The sequence below is a fragment of the Kitasatospora fiedleri genome (assembly GCF_948472415.1).
Taxonomy (GTDB): Bacteria; Actinomycetota; Actinomycetes; order Streptomycetales; family Streptomycetaceae; genus Kitasatospora; species Kitasatospora fiedleri.
Genome location: NZ_OX419519.1, coordinates 4,522,710 through 4,544,884, shown reverse-complemented (window position 1 = coordinate 4,544,884; position 22,175 = coordinate 4,522,710). Strand labels below are relative to the sequence as shown.

The following is a 22,175-nucleotide window of genomic DNA, read 5'->3' as shown; positions in this document are numbered from 1 at the left end:
GGCTCGGCCTGCTTGGTCTCAGGCTCGGCCTGCTCGGTCTCGGGCTCGGGCTGTCTGGTCTCGGGCTCGGGCTGCTTGGACTCCGCCTTCTTCGACCCCGTCCTCGGCTCGCCGCTGTTGGCGGTGCGCGGCTCGGTGGCGGGCGGTTCGACGGCGGCGGTGCGGGTCGGCTTCATCGCTTGGCCTCCTGTCCGAGCACCGCCTGGTACGGGTGCCGGCTGCCGAGGTCGACCCGGACGTCCAGCGCCAGCGGGCCGTTCAGCGCGACGCCCTGCGGGAGCCGGGCGTACGCCACCCAGACGGGCGCGGTGCCGGCGGGCAGGCCGGGGACGGCGACCGGCAGGGTGCCGTCGAGCGAGTCGGCGCGGACGGGCAGCGGCTCGACCCGGTCGACGACGGCGCGGATCGCTCCCCCGCCGGGCACCGGGACCAGCACGGGCAGGCCGGGGGCGAGCTTCGCGGCGTCCTTCGGGTCGTCCACCAGCAGCCGGACGGTGGCCGGTGCGGCGCTCGCGTCCAGGGTCAGCACGGGCGATCCGGCGGCGAGTCGGTCTCCGGGGGCGGCCAGCAGCGCGCTCACGGTGCCGGCCGCGGGGGCGGTGACCTCGGTGGTGGACCCCTCCGCGCCGACCAGCGCGAGCACCTGCCCGGCCGTCACCCGCTCACCCGGACGGACCTTGAACTCCAGGACGCTGCCCGGGTGTTCGGCGGCCACCCGGACGGGGGCGTCGCCGTGGGCGGCGACCGCGTGCACGGTCAGGGTGTGCGGGAGCTTGCCCCACACCGTCCAGCTCGCGCCCGCGCCGACGGCCAGCACCAGCGCGGCGCCGGCCAGCCACAGCCGGGCCCCGACCAGCCGTACGGGCTGGTCGAGTCCGGGCTCCAGCACGGCGGCGGCCCGGGCGGCGGCGACGGCGGCCACGGCGTTCCGCGCCCGGGACTCCGCCTCGGTCTCGTGCGGTGTCCCCGTGTCCTGCCCTGTGTTCCTGCTCGTGTCCTGCCCTGTGTTCCTGCTCGTGTCCTGCTTCGTGCGCTTGTGACGCGTCTCCGTGGCTTGCCGATCCGTGGTGATGCTCATGCCGCCACCTCCATCAGTTCGGGCACCGGCGCGGTCCGCGGCGGGCAGGCCACCGGCAGTTCGCGCACCCCGCCGAAGGCGAACTGCTCGGTCGGGCGGGCGGTGGCGTCGGTCAGCGTGGTGCTCAACTCCCTGGTGGCGTCGGCCTCGGCGAGGCCGCGCAGGACGGCGGAGCCGGCGATCAGGGAGAGCGGTGCGCCCAGGCAGTGGTGCGGGCCGTGGCCGAAGGCGAGGTGCTGGCGCTCGGCGCGGTCGAGGTCGAAGCGGTCGGGGTCGGCGAAGCGGCGCGGGTCCCGGTTGGCGGCGGCGTACAGCAGCATGGCGACGCTCCCGGCCGGGACGACGGTGTCGCCGAGCGCGACCTCCCGGGTCAGGGCCCGGGCGCTGGCCCGGACGGGGCTGCCGAGCCGCTGGGCCTCGTCGAACACGGCGGCGGCCAGCGCGGGTTCCTCGCGCACCCGGGCGGTCAGGCCGGGGGTGCGGATCAACTCCCAGGCGGCGACGGCCAGTCCGGAGGTGAGCGTCTCCAGCCCGTTGGCCAGCAGCATCACCACGAAGGCGAGCAGTTCCTCGGTGTCGAGCCGGCCCTCGCCGCGCGCGGTGGTCAGTCGGCTGATCAGGTCGTCACCGGGGTCGGCGGCCCGGGCCGCGCACAACTCCTCTACGTAGGCGTGGAATTCGGCGAACTCGGCGTCCAGCTCGGCGGCCTCGGGGCCGTTGCCGAAGGGGTCGAGCATCGAGCGGGCCACCAGGCTCGCCCAGCCGGTGATCCGGCCCTGCTCGGAGTCAGGGACGTCGAGGATGGCGCAGGAGACCGCGACCGGCAGCGGGACGGCCAGGTCGGCGACGAGCTCGAAGGAGCCGGCGGCGATCAGCGGGGCGAGCAGCCGGGCGGCGGTGCTCTCGATCCGCTCGCGCATCTGCTCCAGCCGACGGTGGCTGAACGCGGCGGTGGCGAGCCGCTTGAGCCGGGTGTGGTCGGCGCCGTCGCGCATCGGCAGCATCCGGTTGACCACCTTGAGCAGCGCGGTGTTGCCCGCCCGGGGCAGGCCGACGGTGGTCGGGTCGACGTTGGTCCCGGGGTTCATCAGGACGGTGAGGATCTCCTGGTAGCCGGAGACCACGTACAGCGGGCCGAGGTCGAGGACGGGCGCCTCGGTCAGCAACCGGCGGTAGAGCGCGGGTGGGTCCTGCTGAGCGGCGGGCTGCTGGATGAACCGCGTCAGCTCGTGCCGGAGGCTGTCCATGCCCGGCTCTCCTTCAATCTGGCGGTGGGGCTGGGGTGTTGGTTCTGCGGTGTTGGTTCTGCGGTGCTGGTTCTGCGGTGCTGGTTCTGGAGTGCTGGTTCTGCGGTGCTGGGGTGCGGGGGTGGGCCGCCGGAGAGCGGACCACCCCCGCACAGGTCCCGAATTACTCGGCCGCGACCTCGGCGACGGAGTTCGACACCGAGCTGAAGCTCGACACCGGGCAGGCGGCGGAGAGCAGGGAGGAGACGGAGACGCCGCCGTTGACGGTGTCCAGCTCCTCGACCTCGATGTCGAACTGCTCGTCCTTGTTGATCTCGTTCTGCGCCATGGGAATCTCCCTCGGTTTCGCGGCGCCGACCCGCTGATCGGACCGGCCGCCTCGGTTTACTCTTTTCCCGCCCTTCGCTTTCCCGGTTTCGCTTTCCCCGGTTCCGCTCTCGGCGATGTCTCAACTATGACCGACCCTCGAAAATCCGTGCAGTAGGAGATGTCAGATTCCGGGGGGCGCAAATGTCACCGCCCGAGATGACATTTTGCACGTGTTCTGACCTGCGGCGATGCGCTACTTGCCGTTCCCCACCCGGACCCGTCACGCTGCATACATGACACCTCTTTCCGAGAATTCCCCGGCCGTGGAGGTAGTGGACCTGCGGCGCAGCTACGGCGATTACGAGGCGGTGCGCGGCATCTCCTTCTCCCTCGCCCGCGGCGAACTTTTCGCCCTGCTCGGCACCAACGGTGCGGGCAAGACCACCACCCTGGAGGTGCTGGAGGGCTACCACCCGCCGACCTCCGGGCACGTCCGGGTCTTCGGCCTGGACCCGTTCACGGCGGGCCCGCGGGTCCGCCGGCGCACCGGGACGATGCTCCAGGAGGGCGGGTTCTTCAAGGAGTTGACGGTCAAGGAGACCGTCGACTGCTGGCGCTCCTTCACCAGCCGGGCCCGGCCGACCGCCGAGGTGCTGGCGCGGGTCGCGCTGGAGCCGAAGGCCGGCACCCGGGTCTCCCAGCTGTCCGGCGGCGAACGCCGCCGCCTGGACCTGGCGCTGGCCGTGCTGAACGACCCGGAGCTGCTGTTCCTGGACGAGCCGACCACCGGCATGGACCCGGAGGCCCGGCGCGCCACCTGGCGGCTGGTCGAGGAGCTGCGGGCGGCGGGCACCACAGTGGTGCTGACCACCCACTACCTGGAGGAGGCCCAGCAGTTGGCCGACCGGGTGGCCATCATGGACCGGGGCGTGATCGCCGCCACCGGCACCGTCGCCGAGGTGCTGTCCGGCCGCGGCGACCTGATCACCCTCCCGCTGCCTCCCGGCGGCGACCTCGCCGCCCTGCCCGAACTGCTCGGCACCGCACCCGCTTTGGCGGACGGCCGGGCGGTCTACCGGGTGCCCCGCTCGGCGCCCGCGCTGGCCGCGCTGCACGCCTGGGCGGCGTCCCGGGGCGTCGAGCTGGACGGCCTGGAGGTGCGTGCCAGTTCGCTGGAGGACGTCTTCCTCGACCTCGCCGACCACGACCACGCCACGCCCACTCCCGTTAGCGCCACCGCTGCCACCACCACCGCAGGAGCGTCCCGATGAGCTGGTTCACGTACGCCAAGGGCCAGTTCGGCCTGTCCTGGAAGGTGTTCTGGCGCAACCGGCGCTCCACCTTCATCGGGTTCCTGCTGCCGGTGCTGCTCAACCTGGTGATCGCCGCGCCGCTGCGCGACAAGGAGATCGGCGGGGTGAACGCCGCCGGGTACGTGGCGGTGGGGCTGCTCGGGCTGGCCCTGGTGACCTCGTTCGTCAACCTGCTGGGCAGCGTGGTGTCGCGCCGCGAGGAGCTGGTGCTGAAGCGGCTGCGCGGCACCGAGTGCCCGCCGAGCGCGATCTTCGCGGGGCAGCTGGGTGCGGGCGGGGTGGTGGTGCTGATCCAGGCGCTGGTGCTGGGCGGTGTCGCGGTGGGCTGGTTCGGCGCGCCGCTGCCGGCCGATCCGGCGCTGCTGCTGCTCACCCTGCTCGGCGGCTACCTGCTGTTCTCGGTGCTGGCGGTGGCGCTGTCCGGGGTGACCCCGTCCGCCGAGTCCGCGCCGCTGGTGGCGACGCCGGTGCTGGTGCTGTGCATGTTCGGCGCGGGCGTGTTCACCCCGGTCGCGGGCCTGCCCGACTGGCTGCGCGGGCCCGCCGGGATGCTGCCGCTCTCCCCGGTGATCCGGGGGCTGCGGACGGCCTGGTTCGGCCGCGGCTTCGGCCCGGAGACCTGGGCGGGCGGCCCGCTCCCCCGCCTGGACCTGCTGCACGGTTGGACGGCGGCCGGGCCCTCGCTGCTACTGCTCGCCGCCTGGCTGGCCGCCGCCGCGATGCTCTCCCGCCGCCTGCTGCGCTGGGAGCCCCGCCGGGGCTGAGACCCCCGCCCGGGCGTTTCCGCGCGCGGCTGATCCGCCGTCGGTTAACGCCGCTTACCCACCTCCGACCGGCCCGCCCGTCCCGAAGTGCCCGCAACCCCGGGGACTTCCGGCCGTGGCGGGCCGTCGGCGTTCCGGCGGAGGCTGGTCCGTGCGGGCCGTCTCCTGCCGTCGGCGGGTGCCCGTACGCGTCCCACCGGGAGGCCCGCGATGTCCCGAAGTCGGCCACGACTCAGCCTGCTGACGCTCGACAGCACCCCCGAGTCGGTCGTCGGGGCCCGCCGCCACACCGTCCTGGTACTGCACTGCTGGCACACCCCGGACGAACTCTCCGACGCCGCCCGGCTGGTGGTCTCCGAGCTGGCCACCAACGCGGTCCGGTCCCGCGGCGGCCCGAGCGGCTTCACCCTCGCCCTGGCCCTCCGCGACGACCGCCTCCTGGTGCAGGTCGGCGACCAGGACCCGCGCCCGCCCCGCCCCCGCGAAGCCGGGCCCGACGCCACCGGCGGCCGCGGCCTGCACCTGGTCGACCGACTCTCCTCCCGCTGGGGCTACTACCGCACCCCGCCGCACGGCAAGGTGGTCTGGGCCGAACTCCCCACCGGCCCCGAGGACACCACCCCCACGACCACCCCCCTGATCGACGCCCGGCAGCCCCACGTCCCGATCTCCCCTCCCTTCCCCCCTCCTGCCGACTGCCGCCACTGAGGCCCCGCGCCCACCTCCGAACGACGCCTCACCAGGCGACGGGATAACGCACCGGATGACCGCCGACCCGGTGCGGGAGCAACCCGAAGAGAACCAGCACAGCGGTGGCGAGCGCCAGCAACGGCAGGAAGACCACCGGACGCGGGGACTGCAGGACCACGATCACCGCAGTCGCCGCCGCCGGCGAGTGCGGCACGCGCGCGACCAACATCGCCCCCAGCGCCACCCCACCCGCGACCGCCGCCGCCCACGGCCCCGCCCCGACCACCGCCAGCACCCCGAACCCCACCGCAGCCGACAACAACTGCCCACCCACCAGGTTCCGCGGCTGCGAAATCGGCAACCCCGGCGCCCCGTGCACCAACGCCGCACTCGCCGCCAACGGCGGTATCAATACCGCCTGGTGCAACGCGCCCCCCACCGCCACCAACACCAACAGTGCCCCCATGGCAAAACTCCCGGCCCGCACCGCATGCCACACCCGACTTCCCAGCGCGACGACGTTCGAGGCGACGGACATGCGAAGGCTCCCTGATCAGGCAGTACGGTCCACACGACCTTAAACAACCTGTTGACACTTCAAGAACCTCATTGCCCCAGAGGCAAAATTTCCCCCTCAAGCCCAGAGGCCCGCATCCGCTCTCGGACCTCCGGACCCGGAGCACGGCTCTCCTCGGAGGGGGAAGCCGCCGGGATCGAAGGTGCACCTTCGTCGTGGTGACGGTGGTGGGGCGCGGGGCGGCCTCCTCCACGACCGGACACCCGAGGGCGTACCCGGAACCTTCAGGGGCCGCCAAGGCCAAGCGCAAGCGTCACGGACGTGAGCCTTGGCGGCCCCTGGAGAACCCGGGTGCGGCGAAGCTGCCCGATCGAGGAGGGGATCACCCCGCTCGACCATAGGCCATGGTCAGGCCCCAAAGCGTTCTCTACTCGCCCTCTGGGCGGGATATTTCCGCGCTTATATCTATGCCCCACCAGTAAGCCCCCGTGGAACTTCTTTTTTTTCTTCCTCCAATCTTCTCCAACGCCTCGTGAAGGCCGGCCATGGGACATGCAGCTCCACCCGACCAGTCTTTCCAGGCCCTCCTGACGGCAGCTGCGGAAATTGGTGGATTGCCAAGTGGTGCGGGAGACACAATTTCGGCGATAAATTTATTGACGGCGCCAGCGCTTCGAACTCTCCGACGGGCCATGATTGCCGCGTCTTCATCCACTGACGCAAGTGCGGCTTCAAGATACTCTATGCGCGACAAGGCGGCCTTCTTTGCTTTCTCGCTCTGTTCCAGCCTCGCGACAAGGCGAGCATCTCGGGCCGCCTCAAGCCGTTCGCGGCGCCTGGGCCCTTGGTTCCAGGCTTCTTGACTGTGATCTTTGGTGAGGTATTTGATTGCGGACAGGAGGGTGTCGACGCTGTCTTTGGCATTGCCCAGCATGAAATTGCATGACTGGCAGAGCGCCCCTCGGACTGTATTGGTGTCATGGCAGTGGTCGACCGCAAAAATTCCGGATTCGAAGCCCGAGTCTTTCGATTTACAAATCATGCATGATCTCACTTCTCGCACAAGTCGAACCTGATTGAGATTGAGGTTATACAGACCGCCAGTCGCATGCAAAGACTGAACATGATTTCGACATGCATCTCCGCAGTATCTCGACGGCCCGATGGATGGGTACTTTGAACCACATTCTTCGCAATTCTTAAGCCGTTCCGCCGGCTTTTCCTCTTGGGGGGCGATGTCGCCATTTGCGGTCACTATGTCAGGCATGCTGCGTAGCATAAGGACTGGCGGCGACAGGGCTGAGATCCTTGACGCCAGGGGGCGTTGATGGGCCAGAGTTGTGCCACAGGCGTGCCAGAACAGGCGGTACATGACGGTCAGTTGCGGGCTCGGGCCCGGCGCGCAGGGGGGCCTGTTCGCGCGGGAGGCAAGTGGGGTTGTCGCGGGTGGTGGGGGCCGTCGACGGTGGGTGTCGGGGTGGGTTGTGCTTCCCCGCCTGGTGGTTTGCGGTCCGGCGCGCCGGGTGTCGGGCGGTGGCCGGGGGCCTGAGCGGCGTGGCGGGGGTCGCTCGTACGGGGGACCCGTCCGGTCGGCGGGTTACCCGTTCCGGGGCTTTCGGTGGGGCGGGTGGCGGGTCTGCGTTACGCGCCTGTCGGGGCCGGGCGGTGGGCGATCGGGAGCGTGTCGCGGGCGGAGCGTAGGGCGGCTCGGGCGCGTTGGGCTCCGGCTCGGACGACGGTCGAGCCGGTGCCGACCGCGATCGGCCTGGGGGCGAGGCCCGCGCAGGGGCCGCAGATGCCCGGGTTCGGCACCGGGTCATGGCACTTGGCGCACTCGGCGTAACTCGACCTCGGCCGGGCCGACTTGGCGGCTGCGATCGCCGGGGCCTCCGGGAGCAGGCCCGGTTCGGGCGGCATCTTGCGCGACAGGCGGTTCCGCAGGACGGCCGCCGCCGAGTACATGAACGCCGGCAGGCCGGGCACCAGGGCCCGCGACAGGTCCTCGGGGCTGCTGCCGCGTCGCACCCACTCCGCCACCAGCGGGGCCAGTTCCAGCGCCTCCACCTCGCCGATCCGCAGCCGGGGCTCCGGCCGGACCACCCGGTGCAGCAGGGCCGCTGCCGCCCGCGACTCGGCGGCCACTTCGGGTTCGGGTTCGGGCTCGGGGGCGGATTCGGGCTCGGGTTCGGGCGCGGATTCCGGATTCGGCTCCGGTTTCGGCTCGGGCTCGGCGGCCGTCCTGGCGGCCGGGAGGGAGGGTTTTCCCTCCCGGGTTTTCCATAGGACGTCAGGTGCCCCGGACCCGGGGCCGCCGGGACCCGGGGGGATGGGATTCGGCGCGACGTGCTGCGGAGTGTCGAAGAGGTGGGACTGGCTGATGATCCGTCCGTCCGGGAGCCGGAACGTGATGACCCAGTAGAACCCGGCCTTCTTCAGCTCCCGGAGCATCCTGGCGATCCCCGCCCGGCCGTCCGGCCCCTGCTCGGCGAGCTGTCGGCCGTCCGCGTCGCAGCCGGTGGGGCTGGTGAGGATCTGGACCGCGAGCCCGAACGCGCCCTTGGAGAGTCCGGAACGTTCGGGCCGAAGCTCCGGGAAGGGGTCGAACCCGCGCATGCGCGCGCTACGATGAATGTGCATGGGGAGACGGTTGCTCCTAGTGCCAGGCCCCGGGGTGTTGGTAGCACCGCCGGGGTCCACTATTTCGTGGTCTGGACACGGAACGTAACACACTCCTCACCCGTTGATCGAAGCGGGCGAATTCGCTCTCTCCTGCGTCAATGACGGTCAGCAAGAGGGCAATTGACGCCCCGCCGGCAGAACGAACCGATCACCGGACGTCACCGCCCCGCCCCGCCACGACCCGCCCCGGCCGCGCGGTTCAGCGGGCGAGGGAGACCGCGAAGGGCGCGAAGCCGTGCAGGCGCAGGACGTGCGGCACGACGAGGACCATGGCCTCGGTGGCGCGGGCCGTGGTGATGCCGCCGAGGTCCTCGATCCAGGCGGGCTGCCAGCCCAGGTCGCCGAGCAGGCCGGCGACGGTCCGCTTCGCGTCCGGGTCGTCGCCCGAGAGGTAGGCGGTCGGCGGGGTGGCCAGGGTCTCGGGGGCGGTCATGACCGTGAACAGCATGGTGTTGAGCGTCTTGACCACCCGGGTGCCGAGGAGGGCGGTCTGGAGTCGTTCGGCGAGGCTGCTGCCGGGGTAGCACAGTTCGCCGGGCAGGCCGTCGTCGGCGTCGCGGGTGGCGTTGGAGACGTCGACGAGGATTTTTCCGGCGAGTTCGGCGCGCAGGTCGGTGAGGCGGGCCAGCGCGGTGTCGCCGGGCGTCGCGTTGATCACGATGTCCGCGGTGCGGGCGGTGGTGCGCTGGTCGGCGATGGTGGCCGGTGGAACGGTACCGAGGGTGGCAGTCTCCGCCGGGTTCCGGACGCCGAGGGTGACCCGGTGTCCGGCGGCGGAGAGCTTGGCGGCCAGGGTGGTGCCGACGCGGCCGGCGCCCAGGATGCCGATGCTGGTCATGGGGTGGTGCTCCTTGTGGTGGTGGATAGGCGGAACAGGGGTGCCGGAGTCAGGCGAGGGGTGACAGGACGTCGAGGGCGGCGGCGTGGAGGCCGGGGGCGGCGGCCAGGAAGTCGCAGCTGCCCGCGGTCCAGGGCTCGCCCGCCAGGTCGGTGACGGTGCCGCCGGCCTCGGAGACCAGCAGCGCCCCGGCGACCAGGCCGGAGCGGACGTCGGAGAACTGCCAGAAGGCGTCGGTGCGTCCGGCCGCGACGTGGATGAGCTGCATCGTCGCGGGGACGGACACCCGTACGACCAGGCCGTTGACGAGCATCACGGTGACCGAGTCGCCGATCCGCCGGAAGGTGCGCTCGTCCTCGCCCGGCCGGGCCTGGCCGGTGCCGACGAGCGCGGCGCCCAGGTCGGTCTTGGCGGACACCGCCAGCGGCCGGCCGTCGAGGTGGGCGCCGCCGCCGGCGACGGCGGTGTAGGTGTGGCCGGTCAGCGGCAGGTGGACGACGGTGAGCACCGGCCGGTTGTCGCGGACCAGGGTGGCGGTCACGGCCCAGTCGTCCGTGCCGTGGACGTGGTTGATGTTGCCCTCGGCGGGGTCGACGACCCACCACTCCCCGGGCGGGAGCGCACCGCCGGCCAACTCGTCCTCGGCCCACCGCGATCCCGGCCGGGCCCGCAGCAGCGGCTCCCGCAGCACGTCCAGCACCGCGTCGTCGTTGGCGTGGATCTCCGCGACGATCTCGTCCAGGCTCACGCCCCGGGCGTGCGGGGTGTGGCGGTCGCGCAGGGTGCGGCCCGCGGTCCGCACCGCCGCGGTCACCTCGGGCAGGAGCGTGGTGTCGGCGGCGAAAGGCATGGCGGTGCTCATGGCGGTCTCCCTGGGGTCGAGGTGGGCGGGCGGCTCGTTCCGCGCCCGCACTTCGACGGTAGGGTCCCCGACCGTTAACAACAAGTGCATGATGTTCACTCGTAGAGTTACCGCCATGCAACTGGACTTGAACCTGCTCACCGCCCTCGACGCACTGCTGGAGGAGGGCAGCGTCGCCGGCGCCGCGGCCCGCCTGCACGTCACCGCGCCCGCGATGAGCCGCTCCCTGGGCCGCATCCGCAAGGCGACCGGTGACCAGATCCTGGTCCGCACCGGCCGCAGCATGGTCCCCACCACCCGCGCGCTGGCCATGCGCGCCCAGGTCCACGTCCTCGTGCAGCAGGCCCACCACCTGCTCTCCGCGCAGCAGGAACTCGATCTCGCCGCCCTGGACCGGGTGTTCACCCTGCGCTGGCACGACGCCCTGACCGCCGCCTGCGGCACCGCCCTGATCACCGCCGTCCACCGCCAGGCCCCCGGCGTCCGACTGCGCCTCCCGGCCGAACCAGGTACGGACGACGCCGAGTTGCGCCGGGGTGAGGTCGACCTCGAATCGAGCTCCGGCGCCCCGGCCCTCCCCGACATCCGCCACCGCCTGGTCGGCACCGACCGGTTGGTCGTCGCCGTCCGGCCGGGCCACCCGCTCACCGAGGAACCGCTGAGCATCGAGCGCTACGCGTCCGCCGAACACCTCACCGTGTCGCGCCGCGGCAGCCTGCACGACCCGATCGACGACGCCCTCGCCACCCACGGCCTCACCCGCCACGTCGTCGCCGCCGGCCCCACCACCGCCTTCGCCCTGCAACTCGCCCGCGACACCGACCTGGTCGTCACCCTCCCCGACGCGGTCACCCGCACCACCCGGGAACGGCTCGGCCTCACCACCCTGCCCCCACCGCTCCCCCTCCCCGGCGCGCCCCTCCACCTCCGCTGGCACCAGCGCCACGACGACGACCGCGCCCATACCTGGCTCCGCGACCTGGCCACCACCACCATCCGCGCCCTGTTCACCCCACCCACCGAACCGTGACGGCCCCGCCCGGACACCGAGCCCGGCAACCGGCCGCGGAGAACGCCGCAGGCCCCCCGACCCGGGTGGGCGGAGGGCCTGCGGTCACGCTCGTGCCCCAGGCAGGATTCGAACCTGCGACACCGGCTTTAGGAGAGCCGTGCTCTATCCCCTGAGCTACTGAGGCGGGGGCCCGCGGAGGGTCCTCGGCGAAGGTCCGGCGGGCGGAACTTCGGCCTCGGGGTGCGGGCGCGTTGGTCGGTGGGGGTCTGCGGGTGTGCGCGACGGTTTCCCGGGCGGACATCCGGCCTGGCCTGGCCACTGACGTGAACAGCGTAGCGGATCGGCGTGGAGCGGCGGAGTGAACTACCCGGGCTCCCGCCGTCGTGGGGGTGTGACCCGGGGTTTCGTGCTTGGCGGGGGCGTGCTCCCGCTAGGGCGACGGGTCGGGGGGCGGTGCGGGCGCCAGTCGGGCCGGCGGTGGCAGGGGGGCGTGGCGCGGGCAGGCTTCGAGGGCCTGGACGGCCAGCGCGGCGAAGCGGCGGGAGGCTCTGACCCGGGCGGTGGTCGAGGCCGCGTGGATGCCCTTGTTGGCCATGAGGACGAGGATCAGGTCGTCCAGGACGAAGTCGGGGCGCAGGCGTCCGGCCTGCTTCGCCCGCCGGGCCAGTCCGGCGACCGCCTTCACCGTGTGGGCGCGGCCCGCGGCGGCGTCCGCCACCTCCGGGTAGCCGGAGAGGAAGGCTTCGGTGAAACCCCGGTCGCGGGCGTGCAGTTCGCAGATCCGCTCGATCACCCGGCACAGGCCGCGCCACGGGTCGGGGTCGGCGCACCCCTCGTCGACGATGGCGCGGCAGGCGTGCAGTTGGTCGGCGAAGGTCTCGGCGAGCAGCGTCCGCTTGGTCGGGAAGTGCCGGTACAGGGTGGCGGGTCCCACCGAGGCGCGGCGGGCGACCTCCCGCATCGGCACGTCCAGGCCGTCGGTGGAGAACAGCGTGCGGGCGGCGTCGAGGATGCGGGCGCGGTTGTCCAGCGCGTCGGAGCGCCGGACCTGAGGCAGACGGTCGGTCACCGCTCTCACTTTAGCCAGCCGGACGGGGGCGTCCGTTACCGTCCGGGACGTGGCGAGCGGCTCGCACGCTCGACCGACCCGGAGACCTGGAGGCCATGGTGAAAGCGATCTCGATCCGGAGTTTCGGCGGCCCGGACGGCCTGGCCGTCGTGGACCTGCCGGTGCCCGCGCCGGCGGCCGGGCAGGTCCTGGTGGCCACCGAGGCGGTGGGCGTCGGCGGCGTCGACACCGTCGTCCGGAGCGGGGCGCTGGCCGCGTACGGCTTCCGGGCGGGCCACGTCCCGGGCGGCGAGGTGGCGGGCACCGTGACCGCGGTCGGCGACGGCGTCGACGCGGCGTGGATCGGCCGGCGGGTGTGGGGCCCCACCGGCACCGGCGGCGGGTACGCCGAACAGGCCGTGGTGCCGGTCGAGCAGGTCGTCCCGCTGCCCGACGGCCTGTCCGCCGCGGCGGCGGTGACACTCGGCGGCTCCGGCGCGGTGGCCCACTTCGGGCTCCGCCACGCCCGTTTCGTCCCCGGCGAGACGGTCCTGGTCCGCGGCGCGGCCGGCGGCATCGGGATCATGGCCGTGCAACTCGCCGCCCGCGCCGGTGCCGCCGCCGTGGCGGTCACCACCTCGTCCGCCGAACGCGGCGCGCGGCTGCGCCGCCTCGGCGCGACCCACGTGCTGGACCGCACCGGCGACGGCGGGCGGACGGCTCCCGCGGGCTACGACGTCATCCTCGACGTGGTGGCCGGGGCGGACCTGCCGTCCTTCCTCGACCGGCTCGACCCGAACGGCCGCCTGGTGGCCCTGGGGGCCGTCGCGGGTCAGCCGCCCGCGGACTTCGGCACGAGGATCATGGCGGCGTTCCGGAAGTCGCTGTCCTTCGCCGCCTTCAGCGCGGCCACCGTCCCTGCGGCCGAACTGAGCTCCGTGCGAGGCGAGTTGTTCGCCGCGGCCGTCCGCGGCGAGATCGAGGCGGTGGTGCACGAGCTGCTGCCGCTGGGCGAAGCCGTGGCGGCGCACCGGAAGATGGACGCGGGCGAGGTCTTCGGCCGGATCGTGCTGACGCCGTAGCCCGGCACTCCCGGTTCGGGGACGGGGACGGGGGTGCCGGGCGGGCGGGGTGAGCGGGGTGAGCGGGCGTCAGTGGCGGTCCTGCTCGGTCCCCGTGAGCAGCTCGATCTGCGCGATCGTCCGGTTCGCGAACGAGAGGGCGGGGGCTCCGGTCGGTTCGAGGGGAAGGATTCGAGAGGGAAGGAGGAGGGGGGAAGGAGGAGGGGGCGGTCAGGCGAGGCGGGTGAGGGTGCCGTCCAGGTACGCCTGGCGGCAGGCGGCGCGCTGGACCTTGCCGCTGGTGGTGCGCGGGAGGCTGCCGCGGCGGATCGGGACGACCTCGGCGGCCGTCAGCTGGTGTTCCAGGCCGATCGCGGTGCGGATCGCGTCGGCCAGGTCGACGGCGGTGGTGTCGCGCAGGACCCGGCCGTCGGCCTCGACCACGACGACGAGCTGTTCGCCCGCGGGGTGGTCGACGGCGAAGGCGGCGGCGGCGTTGGTGTGCAGGCCGGGGTGGGTGTGTTCGACGGTCTGCTCGATGTCCTGGGGGTAGTGGTTGCCGCCGCCGATGACGATCAGGTCCTTGACCCGGCCGGTCGGGTGGAGTTCGCCGTCCAGCAGGAAGCCGAGGTCGCCGGTGCGCAGGAAGGGGCCGGCCTCGGGGGCGCCGGCCAGCCGGGCCTGGAAGACCTCCCGGTTGAGGGCGGGCTTGCGGTGGTAGCCCTTGGCGACCGAGGGGCCCCGCACCCAGATCTCGCCGATGCCGCCCTCGGGCAGCGGGACGCGACCGACGGGGTCGACGATCCGCACCTCGGAGTCCTCGGCGACGGGGCCGCAGCCGACCACCGGCACCGCGCCGGGGGTCTGCTCGGTGACCGGTTCGGCGTGCCCGCGGCGCAGCGCCCCGGCGCTCAGCCAGGTGACGCGGGGGGCGCGGCCGGCCGGGCTGCCGGAGACCTTGAGCGTGTTCTCGGCCAGGCCGTAGCCGGGGCTGATGGCCTCCGGGGCGAGGCCGTAGCGGGCGAAGTCCTGCTGGAAGCCGCGGGCGGTGGCCCAGCGCACCGGTTCGGCGCCGCACACGGCCGCCCGCCAGGCGGACAGGTCGAGGCCGTCGGCGGCGGGGGTGCCGGCCAGCGGACGGCACAGCTCGTAGGCGAAGTTGGGGGCGGCGGCGTGGGTGCCGCGGTAGGTGCTGAGCGCCTCCAGCCAGCGGCCGGGGCGGCGGATGAAGGCTTCGGGGGCCATCTGGTAGACGGGTGCCCCGGACCACAGCGGCAGCACCACGCCGAACAGCAGGCCCATGTCGTGGAAGCTGGGCAGCCAGGAGACGATCCGCCCGTCGGGGCCGACCGGCCAGGTCCGGTCGAGTTCGACCGCCTGGTGCCAGAAGTTGCGGTGGCTGACCGCGACGCCCTTGGGGTGGCCGGTGGAGCCGGAGGTGTACTGGAGCAGGGCGGTGGTCTCCAGGCCCGGGTCGGTGTACTCCCAGTCCGCGCCGAGGTCCTCGGCGAGTTCGTCGACGGCCAGCCAGTGCAGGCCGTCGAGTTCGGGGAGCGCGCCGAAGCGGGCGAGCACCTCGTCCCGGGTGGCGGCGGTGGTCAGCACCAGGGACGTCCCGGCGTCGTCGGCGATCCGGCGGACCCGTTCGACGCCGCGCGGCCGGGTCGGCACCTGGACGGGGGCGCCGGCCACCGCGGTGTAGGTGCAGCCGAGGAAGGCGGTGGGGAAGTCCGGTCCGGCCGGGAAGAGCAGCACCGCGGCCGTCTCCCCGGTGCGCCGGACGGCGGCGGCCACCCGGCGGGCGGCCCGGTCGTACCGGCGGTGGGTCAGCGGAGCGTCGGGCCGTTCGCCGTGCTGGAGGAAGACGTGCGCGGTGTCCTCCGGCCGGTGCTCGGCGAGCCGGCGCAGCATGGTGGACAGGGTGGTGGGGGCGGTCCGGGTGTCGCCCAGGACGTCCGGCCCGGGGCGGGTCGCGGTGGTCATCGGTTCACTCCGATCGGGGCTGAGGGCTGGGGCTGCCGGGGCGGGGGGGTCAGCCCTGCTTGCGGCCGGAGACCACGAACATGGTGAGCAGGACGGCCGGGTCCGGGTGGGCCAGGAACTCCTCGCGCTCGGCCAGCAGTTCGGCCATCTCCTGCTCGGTGACGATGCCCTCCTGGAGCAGCAGGGCCAGCCGCGGGGCGATGTCGATCTGCGGGAGCAGGGCGTCCAGGCCGAGTTCGTCGCTGGAGACCGCGATGGCGTCGACGGTGATGTCGGTGAAGCCGGCGGCCTTCAGCAGCCGGCCCAGGCGGCGGCCGATCAGCCGGTTGCCGCCGCGCACCGCCTGGAGCTCGTTGCGGCGGTCCAGGATCGGCTGGAGCTTGGGCAGCGCCGGGTCGAGGACGCCCCAGACGTGGTCGTCGACGTCGGTGACGACGACCCGGCCGCCGGGGCGGACCAGCCGGTGCAGTTCGGCCAGGGCGGCCTCCGGCTGCGGCAGGTGCTGGAGCACCATCCGGACCAGCGCCAGGTCGGCCGAGTCGGCGGGCAGGCCGCTGTCCAGGATCGAGCCGGGCACCAGGGTGAGCCGGGAGGTGTCGGCGCCGCGCAGGTTGTGCCTGGAGCGTTCCAGCAGGTCGGCGTCGAGTTCGAGGGCGGTGACGGTGCCCTGCGGGACCTCCCGGAGCAACTGGCCGGTGACGAAGCCGGGGCCGCTGCCGACCTCCAGCAGGTCGGTGTCGGGGCGCAGGCCCAGGTACTGGAGCAGCCGGACCTCCTTGGGCCAGACGAGCAGGGCCTGGTTGCGCAGCCGGTCGAGTTCGAAGTCCAGGTCGGGGTGGACGTCGGCGGTGTAGGAGGACTCGCCGGGGACGGCGACGGACGGCTTCGGGGCGGTGGTCGGCTGCGGGGCGGCGGTGGTGGTCATCGGGCGTCTCCAGTCAGGGCGTCAGCGACAGCGGGGGTGGCGACAGCGGGGGCAGCGACAGCGGGGGCAGCGGGGGCGTCAGGAGTGGCGGGGGCGGCCGGCAGGTAGCCGGTGCGGACGAACCAGGCGAGCTGGGTGTCGAGCAGGGCGCCGGCGACCGGCGGGCAGTGCACGCCCCGCTCGGCGAGCCGCTCGGTGGTGCGGGCGGAGTCGAAGCGGACGGCGGAGGTGTCGCCGAGGGTGTCCGCGCCGACCACGCCGAGCAGCGGGTAGGCGGCGTTGGCCGGGTCCTCGGCGATCGCGGCGGCCCAGGCGTCGAAGGGCAGCGGGCGCAGCGGGTAGCCGGCCCCGCGCAGGTGGTCGAACACGTCGCCCAGGCGCAGCGGGTGCGGGCTGGTCAGGTGGTGCGGGCTGGTCAGGTGGTGCGGCTCGGCGGCCGGGCCGGGCGCGTCCGGCCGGGAGAGCGCGACCACCGCGGCGGCGACGTGGTCGACCGGGACGAGGTCGAGCGGGATGTCGGCGCCCTGCGGCGCGGCCCCGGCCTGGACGCAGCCCTTGACGATCCGCCACAGGAAGTCGTCGGACTGGCAGGCGCCGGTCGTGGTGGCGCCGCTGATCCGGCTGGGGCGGTAGAGGGCGGTGGCGAGGCCGCGCCGGGCGGCCTCCAGCACCAGCTGTTCGGCGACCCACTTGGAGCGGGTGTAGCCCTGCCGCAGTTCGGCCGACGGGCCGGTCGGGGTGTGCTCGCCGACCCGGCCGTCGGGGCCGTTCCCGGCGAAGACCCGATGGTGGAGACGTGGTGGACGGCGGCCCGGCCGGAGCGGGCGGCGAGCCGCAGGACCTCCTCGGTGCCGGTCACGTTGGCGGGCCTCAACTCCTCGTACGGGTAGGTGAGGTTGACGGCCGCGCCGCTGTGGAAGACCGCGTCGGTGCGAGCGGCGAGCCGGGCGAAGCGCTCCTCGTCGAGGCCGAGGCGGGGCCGGGCCAGGTCGCCGGCCAGGGCGACGGTGCGGGCGGCGAGCTGCGGGGTCCATAGGCCGTACCGCTCCAGGGCGGTGCGCAGCCGCTGCCCGGCCTCCCGGTCGGAGCCGGCCCGGACCAGGCACTCCACGGTGGCGGGGGTGGAGCGGACCAGTTCGGCGAGCAGGTACGCGCCGAGGAAGCCGGTGGCGCCGGTGAGCAGCACCCGGCCGAGCGGGCCGGTGTGCGCCCGGTAGCCCGCGGCGGTGACGTCGGCGGCCAGCAGCAGGTCGGCCGGGTCGACGTCGGTGCCCGGGAGGGCCTGCGCGCCGCTCAGGCAGCGCTCGACGGCGGCGGCGGTGCCGGCCACCGTCGGGTGCTCGAACAGCGCCCGCAGCGGCAGGTCGACGCCGAACTCGGTGCGCAGCCGGAAGACCAGCTTGGTGGCGAGCAGCGAGTGGCCGCCGAGCTCGAAGAAGTTGTCGTCGGCGCCGACCCGGAGCAGGCCGAGGACGGCGGCCCAGGCCCGGGCGACCCGCTCCTCGGTGGGGGTGGCGGGGGCGGTGTACTCGGTGCGCAGCACCGGGCGGACCAGGTCGACGGCGGGCAGCGCCTCGCGGTCGACCTTGCCGTTCGGGGTGAGCGGCAGGTGGTCCAGCACGACGAACGCGGCGGGCAGCATGTGGTCGGGGACGCGGGCGGCGAGGAAGGCGCGCAGCCGGGGCGCGATCCGGCCGCGGCGGCGGGCGGTGAGCGGCTCGGTGGCGTGGGCCAGCGGGTCGACGGGGACGCCGGCGGGCAGCGCCGGGGCGGCGGCCTCCGGCACGGGGTCGTCCCACCCGGTGTCGGCGCCGACGCCGGCGCCGGTGCCGGTGCCGGTGTCGGTGTCGGGGAGGAAGACCGCGTCGTAGTCGCTGCCGCCCTCGGGGCCGAGCCGTCCGGCCCGGACGGTGAAGCCGGCCTGCTCGCCGAGGCGGTGGACGGTCTCCGGGTCGAGGCCCGCCGGGGCGCCGGCCCGGCGCAGCGCGGAGCGCAGGTCGGCGACGGTGGAGCCGGGTTCGGCGTCGTGCAGCAGCCGCAGCGCGGTGCGCTCGCCGGTGACCCGGGCGTTGGGGATGCCGGTGACCACCGCGCCCCGCGGGTTGCGGGCCAGCAGGCGGGCCAGCGCGGCGGCGTCCAGGCCCTCCTGCCGCCAGTCGACCCGGGGTCCGGCCGGGCGGGGGGCGGGGCGGCTGCCGCCGAGGTGCAGCACCACGTCGTAGCGGTAGCGGGTCATCTCGTTGTCGGCGGTGCCGCGCTTGAGCTGGACCTCGATGCCGCTGATCTGCGGCAGGCGCAGCCGCAGGGCGTGGAAGAAGGCCGGGTCGAGGACCAGTTCGTCCTCGTCGGCGAGCCGGCGGGCGATCTGCTGGCGCAGCCGGCCGAGCGGCATCCGGTCGTCGGCCCGGGAGAGTTCGACCGAGAGCGCGAACTCCTCCAGGGTGGCCAGGTCGCGGACGTCGCCGAGGAAGATCCGGCCGGGCTTGCGGGCCAGCGCGACGGCGCCCTCCAGCACGTCCAGCAGGTACCGGCCGCTGGGGAAGTACTGCGCGACCGAGTTGATCACCACGGTGTCGTAGTGGTCGGCGGGCAGGCCGGCCAGGTCGTGGGCGGCGCGGCGCTGGAGGGCGGCCTGCGGCCAGCGGACCTTGGGGGCGAGCCGGGAGAGCACCTCGGCGGAGAAGTCGGTGCCCAGGTACTCCTCGGTGTCGGCGGCCAGCCGGGAGAGCAGCAGGCCGGTGCCGCAGCCGATCTCCAGCACCCGGCGGGGCCGCAGGGCGCGTATCCGGTCGACCGTGGCCTCGACCCACTCGCGCATCTCGGCGGCGGGGATCGGCTCGTTGGTGTAGCTGCTGTTCCAGCCGGAGATGTCGAAGTCCGCGGCGTGCTCTCCCCCGCCGTGCCCGTACATCCCGTCGAAGATCATCTCCCACTCGGCGGCCTGGCCGTCGCGGAGCTCCTCCTCGTCGTCGGGGCCGGCGTCCGGCCCGGGGTCGGCCACCACGTAGCCGACCAGCCGCCGTTCGCCGTCGCCGTCGGGCTGCGGCACCACCACGGCCGCGCTGACCGCCGGGTGCTCCAGCAGGTGGGACTCGATCTCGCCGGTCTCGATCCGGAAGCCGCGGATCTTCACCTGGTGGTCGATCCGGCCCAGGTACTCGATGCCGCCCTCGGCGGTGATCCGGGCCAGGTCGCCGGTGCGGTAGAGCCGGGCGCCGGGCGCGGGGTCGAAGGGGTGCGGGACGAAGCGGGCGGCGGTCAGCTCGGGGGCGTTCAGGTAGCCGTCGGCCAGGCCCGCGCCGCCGACGAACAGCTCGCCGCGGACGCCGACCGGCGCCGGGCGCAACTTCTCGTCCAGCACCAGCAGTTCGAGGTCCGGCAGCGGGCGGCCGATCGGGCTGCGGCGGGCCAGCTCGCAGTCCTCCCGGCGCATCGGGCGGGCCGTGACGTGCACCGTGGTCTCGGTGATGCCGTACATGTTGACCAGCCGGGGGCTGGTGTCGCCGTGCCGCTCGAACCAGCCGCGCAGCGTCCCGGGCTCCAGCGCCTCGCCGCCGAACACCACCAGCCGCAGGGCCAGTTCGCGGTCGGCGGCGGCGTCGGCCGCGGCGAAGTGCACGAAGGCGGACGGGGTCTGGTTGAGCACGGTGACCCGCTCGGCGGCGACCAGCGCGTGGAACGCCTCCGGAGCCCGGGCCACGTCGGCGGGCACCACGACCACCCGGCCGCCGTGCAGCAGCGCGCCCCACAGCTCCCAGACCGAGAAGTCGAAGGCGTAGGAGTGGAACAGCGTCCACACGTCCCGCTCGGTGAAGCCGTACATCTCCTCGGTGGAGTCGAACAGCCGCACCACGTTGCGGTGGCTGACCCGCACGCCCTTGGGGCGGCCGGTGGAGCCGGAGGTGTAGATGACGTACGCCGGGTCCTCGGCGGTCGCCGGGCGGGCCGGGACGACCGGGGCGGCGGGGGCCGGCGGGATCTCCTCGACCTCCAGCACGGTGCCCGGGTGGGCCGGGAGCCGGTCGCGCATCCGGCGCTGGGTGAGCAGCACCGGCGGGCGGGCGTCGGAGAGGATCAGGTCGAGCCGGGACGCGGGGTGGGCGGCGTCCAGCGGCACGTACGCGGCGCCGGCCTTCAGCACGCCGAGCACGGCGGCGACGGTGTCGAGGGAGCGCTCCAGGAACAGGCCGACCAGGGTGCCGGGGGTGGTGCCCGCGGCGATCAGCCGCTCGGCGATCGCGTCGGCGCGCCGGTCCAGCTCGCGGTAGCTCAGGCTCCGGCCGTCCAGGGTGGCCGCCGGGGCGTCCGGGCGGTCGGCCGCCCGGCGGGCGAAGCGGCCGTGCAGGACGTCCGCGGACGGGAAGTCGGCCCGCTTGGCGCCGACCGCCAGCAGCCGGGCGGCCTCCCGTTCGGAGACCACCGGCAGTTCGTCCAGCGGCCGGTCCGGGTCGGCGACGGCGGCCGACAGCAGGGTCAGGTACTGGTCCAGGACGCGGGCCGCGGAGGCGGCGTCGTACAGCGCGGCGTCGTACTCCAGGGTCGCGGTCAGGCCCTCCGGGCGTTCGGCGACGGCCAGCAGCAGGTCGAACTTGGCGGTGCCGTTGTGCACCTCCAGCGGGGCGACGGTCAGGCCGGGCAGCTTCAGCGGCTCCAGCGGCGCGTTCTGCAGCACGAACATCACCTGGAACAGCGGGGCGTGGGTCAGCGTGCGCTCCGGCCGCAGGTCCTCCACCAGCCGCTCGAACGGCAGCGTCTGGTGCGCGTAGCCGCCCATCGCGGTCCTGCGGACCCGGCGCAGCAGTTCGCGGAAGGTCGGCGCGCGGCCCGTGTCGGTGCGGGACAGGTCGAAGCGCAGCGCCAGGGTGTTGACGAAGAAGCCGATCAGTTCCTCGGTCTCCAGCCGGTCGCGGCCGGCGATCGGCACGCCGACCACCAGGTCGTCCTGGCCGCTCATCCGCTGGAGCAGCGCCGCCCAGGCGCCGATCAGCGTCATGAACGGGGTCGCCCCGCTGCGCCGACTGAGCGCGCGCACGCCCTCGGCCAGTTCGGCGGGGAGGACCGCGCTCTCCCGGCCGCCGTCGAACACCGGGTCGGCCGGGCGCGGCCGGTCGGTCGGCAGCTCCAGCACCGGCAGCCGCCCGCCGAGCCGGGCCCGCCAGTACTCCAGGTCGGCGTCGGCCGCCCCGGAGGCCAGGTGCTCGTGCTGCCAGAGCGCGAAGTCGGCGTACTGGACGGACAGTTCGGGCAGCGGGCTGGAGTCGCCCGCGGCGAACGCCGAGTACAGCTCGGTGACCTCGCGGAACAGCACGCCCACCGACCAGCCGTCGGCGATGATGTGGTGCATCGTCAGCAGGAAGACGTGGTCCTCGTCGGTCAGCCGGATCAGCGCGGTGCGCAGCAGCGGCGGCCGCTCCAGCGCGAACGGGACGGCCGCCTCCGCGGCCGCCTCCGCGGCCAGCCGCTCCTCGCGCTCCCCGGCCGGGACGGCGCGCAGGTCCACCGGGCGCAGCGGGACGTCCGCGGTCGGCAGGACGCGCTGCACCGGGCGGTCGTCGACCACCTCGAAGGTGGTGCGCAGCACCTCGTGCCGGCGGACGATCTCGCCGATCGTGCGGGCCAGCGCGGGCTCGTCCAGCCGGCCGGTCAGGCGCACCGCGAGCGGCACGTTCTGGATCGCCGTCCCGGGGACCAGCTGCTCCAGGAACCAGAGCCGCTCCTGCGCGCAGGACAGCGGGACGCGCTCGGGCCGGTCGAGCCGGGTCAGCCGGGCGAGGCCGGGGATCGTGCTCGGGTCCCCGAGGACTTCGGTGGTCACTGCTCCTCCGAGAGGTGGCGGTAGTCGGTGGAAG

General features: G+C 74.0%; 17 protein-coding genes, 1 tRNA gene and 2 pseudogenes. 5 read left to right on the top strand and 15 right to left on the bottom strand.

What is annotated here, in order from left to right:
- Positions 1 to 172 precede the first annotated feature (172 nt).
- From QMQ26_RS21045 to QMQ26_RS21035, 3 genes are all read right to left on the bottom strand, one after another.
- The gene (locus QMQ26_RS21045; RefSeq protein WP_282202325.1) at positions 173 to 922 is read right to left on the bottom strand and encodes a biotin/lipoyl-containing protein; all 750 of its coding nucleotides are present in this window, start codon (positions 920 to 922) and stop codon (positions 173 to 175) included.
- Between the two features lie 152 nt (positions 923 to 1,074).
- The gene (locus QMQ26_RS21040) at positions 1,075 to 2,325 is read right to left on the bottom strand and encodes a cytochrome P450 (RefSeq protein WP_282202324.1); all 1,251 of its coding nucleotides are present in this window, start codon (positions 2,323 to 2,325) and stop codon (positions 1,075 to 1,077) included.
- Between the two features lie 163 nt (positions 2,326 to 2,488).
- Entirely contained in the window at positions 2,489 to 2,653 is a 165-nt protein-coding gene (locus tag QMQ26_RS21035) for a hypothetical protein (protein WP_157852240.1), read from the bottom strand.
- 274 nt (positions 2,654 to 2,927) lie between these two features.
- Between QMQ26_RS21035 and QMQ26_RS21030 the strand changes: the two genes are divergently transcribed.
- From QMQ26_RS21030 to QMQ26_RS21020, 3 genes are all read left to right on the top strand, one after another.
- Positions 2,928 to 3,905 (top strand): ABC transporter ATP-binding protein, encoded by a 978-nt coding sequence (locus QMQ26_RS21030; protein WP_282202323.1) that lies wholly within the window; start codon positions 2,928 to 2,930, stop codon positions 3,903 to 3,905.
- The gene (locus QMQ26_RS21025; protein ID WP_100836683.1) at positions 3,902 to 4,711 is read left to right on the top strand and encodes an ABC transporter permease; all 810 of its coding nucleotides are present in this window, start codon (positions 3,902 to 3,904) and stop codon (positions 4,709 to 4,711) included. Before QMQ26_RS21030 ends, QMQ26_RS21025 begins: the two co-directional genes overlap by 4 nt.
- Positions 4,712 to 4,921: 210 nt before the next feature.
- A complete protein-coding gene (locus tag QMQ26_RS21020) occupies positions 4,922 to 5,419 on the top strand; it encodes an ATP-binding protein (protein ID WP_282202322.1) in 498 nt (165 codons plus the stop codon).
- Positions 5,420 to 5,447: 28 nt separating this feature from the next.
- Here QMQ26_RS21020 and QMQ26_RS21015 read toward each other — a convergent pair whose 3' ends face one another.
- The 5 genes from QMQ26_RS21015 to QMQ26_RS20995 all read right to left on the bottom strand — a co-directional run bounded on the left by QMQ26_RS21015 (position 5,448) and on the right by QMQ26_RS20995 (position 10,297).
- Complete coding sequence (locus QMQ26_RS21015; protein WP_282202321.1) at positions 5,448 to 5,939, bottom strand: HPP family protein; 492 nt, start codon at positions 5,937 to 5,939, stop codon at positions 5,448 to 5,450.
- Positions 5,940 to 6,345: 406 nt separating this feature from the next.
- Positions 6,346 to 7,185, bottom strand: a complete 840-nt coding sequence (locus tag QMQ26_RS21010) for an endonuclease domain-containing protein (RefSeq protein WP_282202320.1) — start codon at positions 7,183 to 7,185, stop codon at positions 6,346 to 6,348.
- Positions 7,186 to 7,559: 374 nt separating this feature from the next.
- A complete protein-coding gene (locus tag QMQ26_RS21005) occupies positions 7,560 to 8,531 on the bottom strand; it encodes a hypothetical protein (RefSeq protein WP_282202319.1) in 972 nt (323 codons plus the stop codon).
- A gap of 265 nt (positions 8,532 to 8,796) precedes the next feature.
- Positions 8,797 to 9,435 carry an NADPH-dependent F420 reductase gene (locus tag QMQ26_RS21000; protein WP_282202318.1) on the bottom strand — a complete coding sequence of 213 codons (639 nt, stop codon included), beginning with the start codon at positions 9,433 to 9,435 and terminating at the stop codon, positions 8,797 to 8,799.
- Positions 9,436 to 9,484: 49 nt separating this feature from the next.
- Positions 9,485 to 10,297 carry an inositol monophosphatase family protein gene (locus QMQ26_RS20995; protein WP_282202317.1) on the bottom strand — a complete coding sequence of 271 codons (813 nt, stop codon included), beginning with the start codon at positions 10,295 to 10,297 and terminating at the stop codon, positions 9,485 to 9,487.
- Positions 10,298 to 10,412: 115 nt separating this feature from the next.
- Between QMQ26_RS20995 and QMQ26_RS20990 the strand changes: the two genes are divergently transcribed.
- Entirely contained in the window at positions 10,413 to 11,327 is a 915-nt protein-coding gene (locus QMQ26_RS20990; RefSeq protein WP_282202316.1) for a LysR family transcriptional regulator, read from the top strand.
- Positions 11,328 to 11,420: 93 nt separating this feature from the next.
- Here QMQ26_RS20990 and QMQ26_RS20985 read toward each other — a convergent pair.
- Positions 11,421 to 11,493, bottom strand: a tRNA-Arg gene (locus QMQ26_RS20985).
- A gap of 246 nt (positions 11,494 to 11,739) precedes the next feature.
- Positions 11,740 to 12,378 carry a TetR/AcrR family transcriptional regulator gene (locus tag QMQ26_RS20980; RefSeq protein ID WP_282202315.1) on the bottom strand — a complete coding sequence of 213 codons (639 nt, stop codon included), beginning with the start codon at positions 12,376 to 12,378 and terminating at the stop codon, positions 11,740 to 11,742.
- Positions 12,379 to 12,476: 98 nt separating this feature from the next.
- Here QMQ26_RS20980 and QMQ26_RS20975 point away from each other — a divergent pair, with 98 nt between their 5' ends.
- Complete coding sequence (locus tag QMQ26_RS20975) at positions 12,477 to 13,439, top strand: zinc-binding dehydrogenase (RefSeq protein ID WP_282206577.1); 963 nt, start codon at positions 12,477 to 12,479, stop codon at positions 13,437 to 13,439.
- Positions 13,440 to 13,649: 210 nt separating this feature from the next.
- Here the strand turns inward: QMQ26_RS20975 and QMQ26_RS20970 are convergent, their stop codons facing one another.
- The 5 genes and pseudogenes from QMQ26_RS20970 to QMQ26_RS20955 all read right to left on the bottom strand — a co-directional run.
- Positions 13,650 to 15,401: a fatty acyl-AMP ligase gene (locus QMQ26_RS20970; protein WP_282202314.1), complete on the bottom strand. Its 1,752-nt coding sequence runs from the start codon at positions 15,399 to 15,401 to the stop codon at positions 13,650 to 13,652.
- 49 nt (positions 15,402 to 15,450) lie between these two features.
- Positions 15,451 to 16,326 carry a methyltransferase domain-containing protein gene (locus QMQ26_RS20965; RefSeq protein WP_282202313.1) on the bottom strand — a complete coding sequence of 292 codons (876 nt, stop codon included), beginning with the start codon at positions 16,324 to 16,326 and terminating at the stop codon, positions 15,451 to 15,453.
- Positions 16,323 to 16,799, bottom strand: coding sequence for a hypothetical protein (locus QMQ26_RS20960; protein ID WP_282202312.1), 477 nt, complete (start codon positions 16,797 to 16,799; stop codon positions 16,323 to 16,325). Before QMQ26_RS20960 ends, QMQ26_RS20965 begins: the two co-directional genes overlap by 4 nt.
- Before the next feature lie 60 nt (positions 16,800 to 16,859).
- A pseudogene (locus QMQ26_RS38315) lies at positions 16,860 to 16,997 on the bottom strand (SDR family oxidoreductase); the annotation flags it as partial.
- Positions 16,998 to 17,158: 161 nt separating this feature from the next.
- Positions 17,159 to 22,141, bottom strand: a pseudogene (locus QMQ26_RS20955) (amino acid adenylation domain-containing protein); the annotation flags it as partial.
- Positions 22,142 to 22,175: the final 34 nt, after the last annotated feature.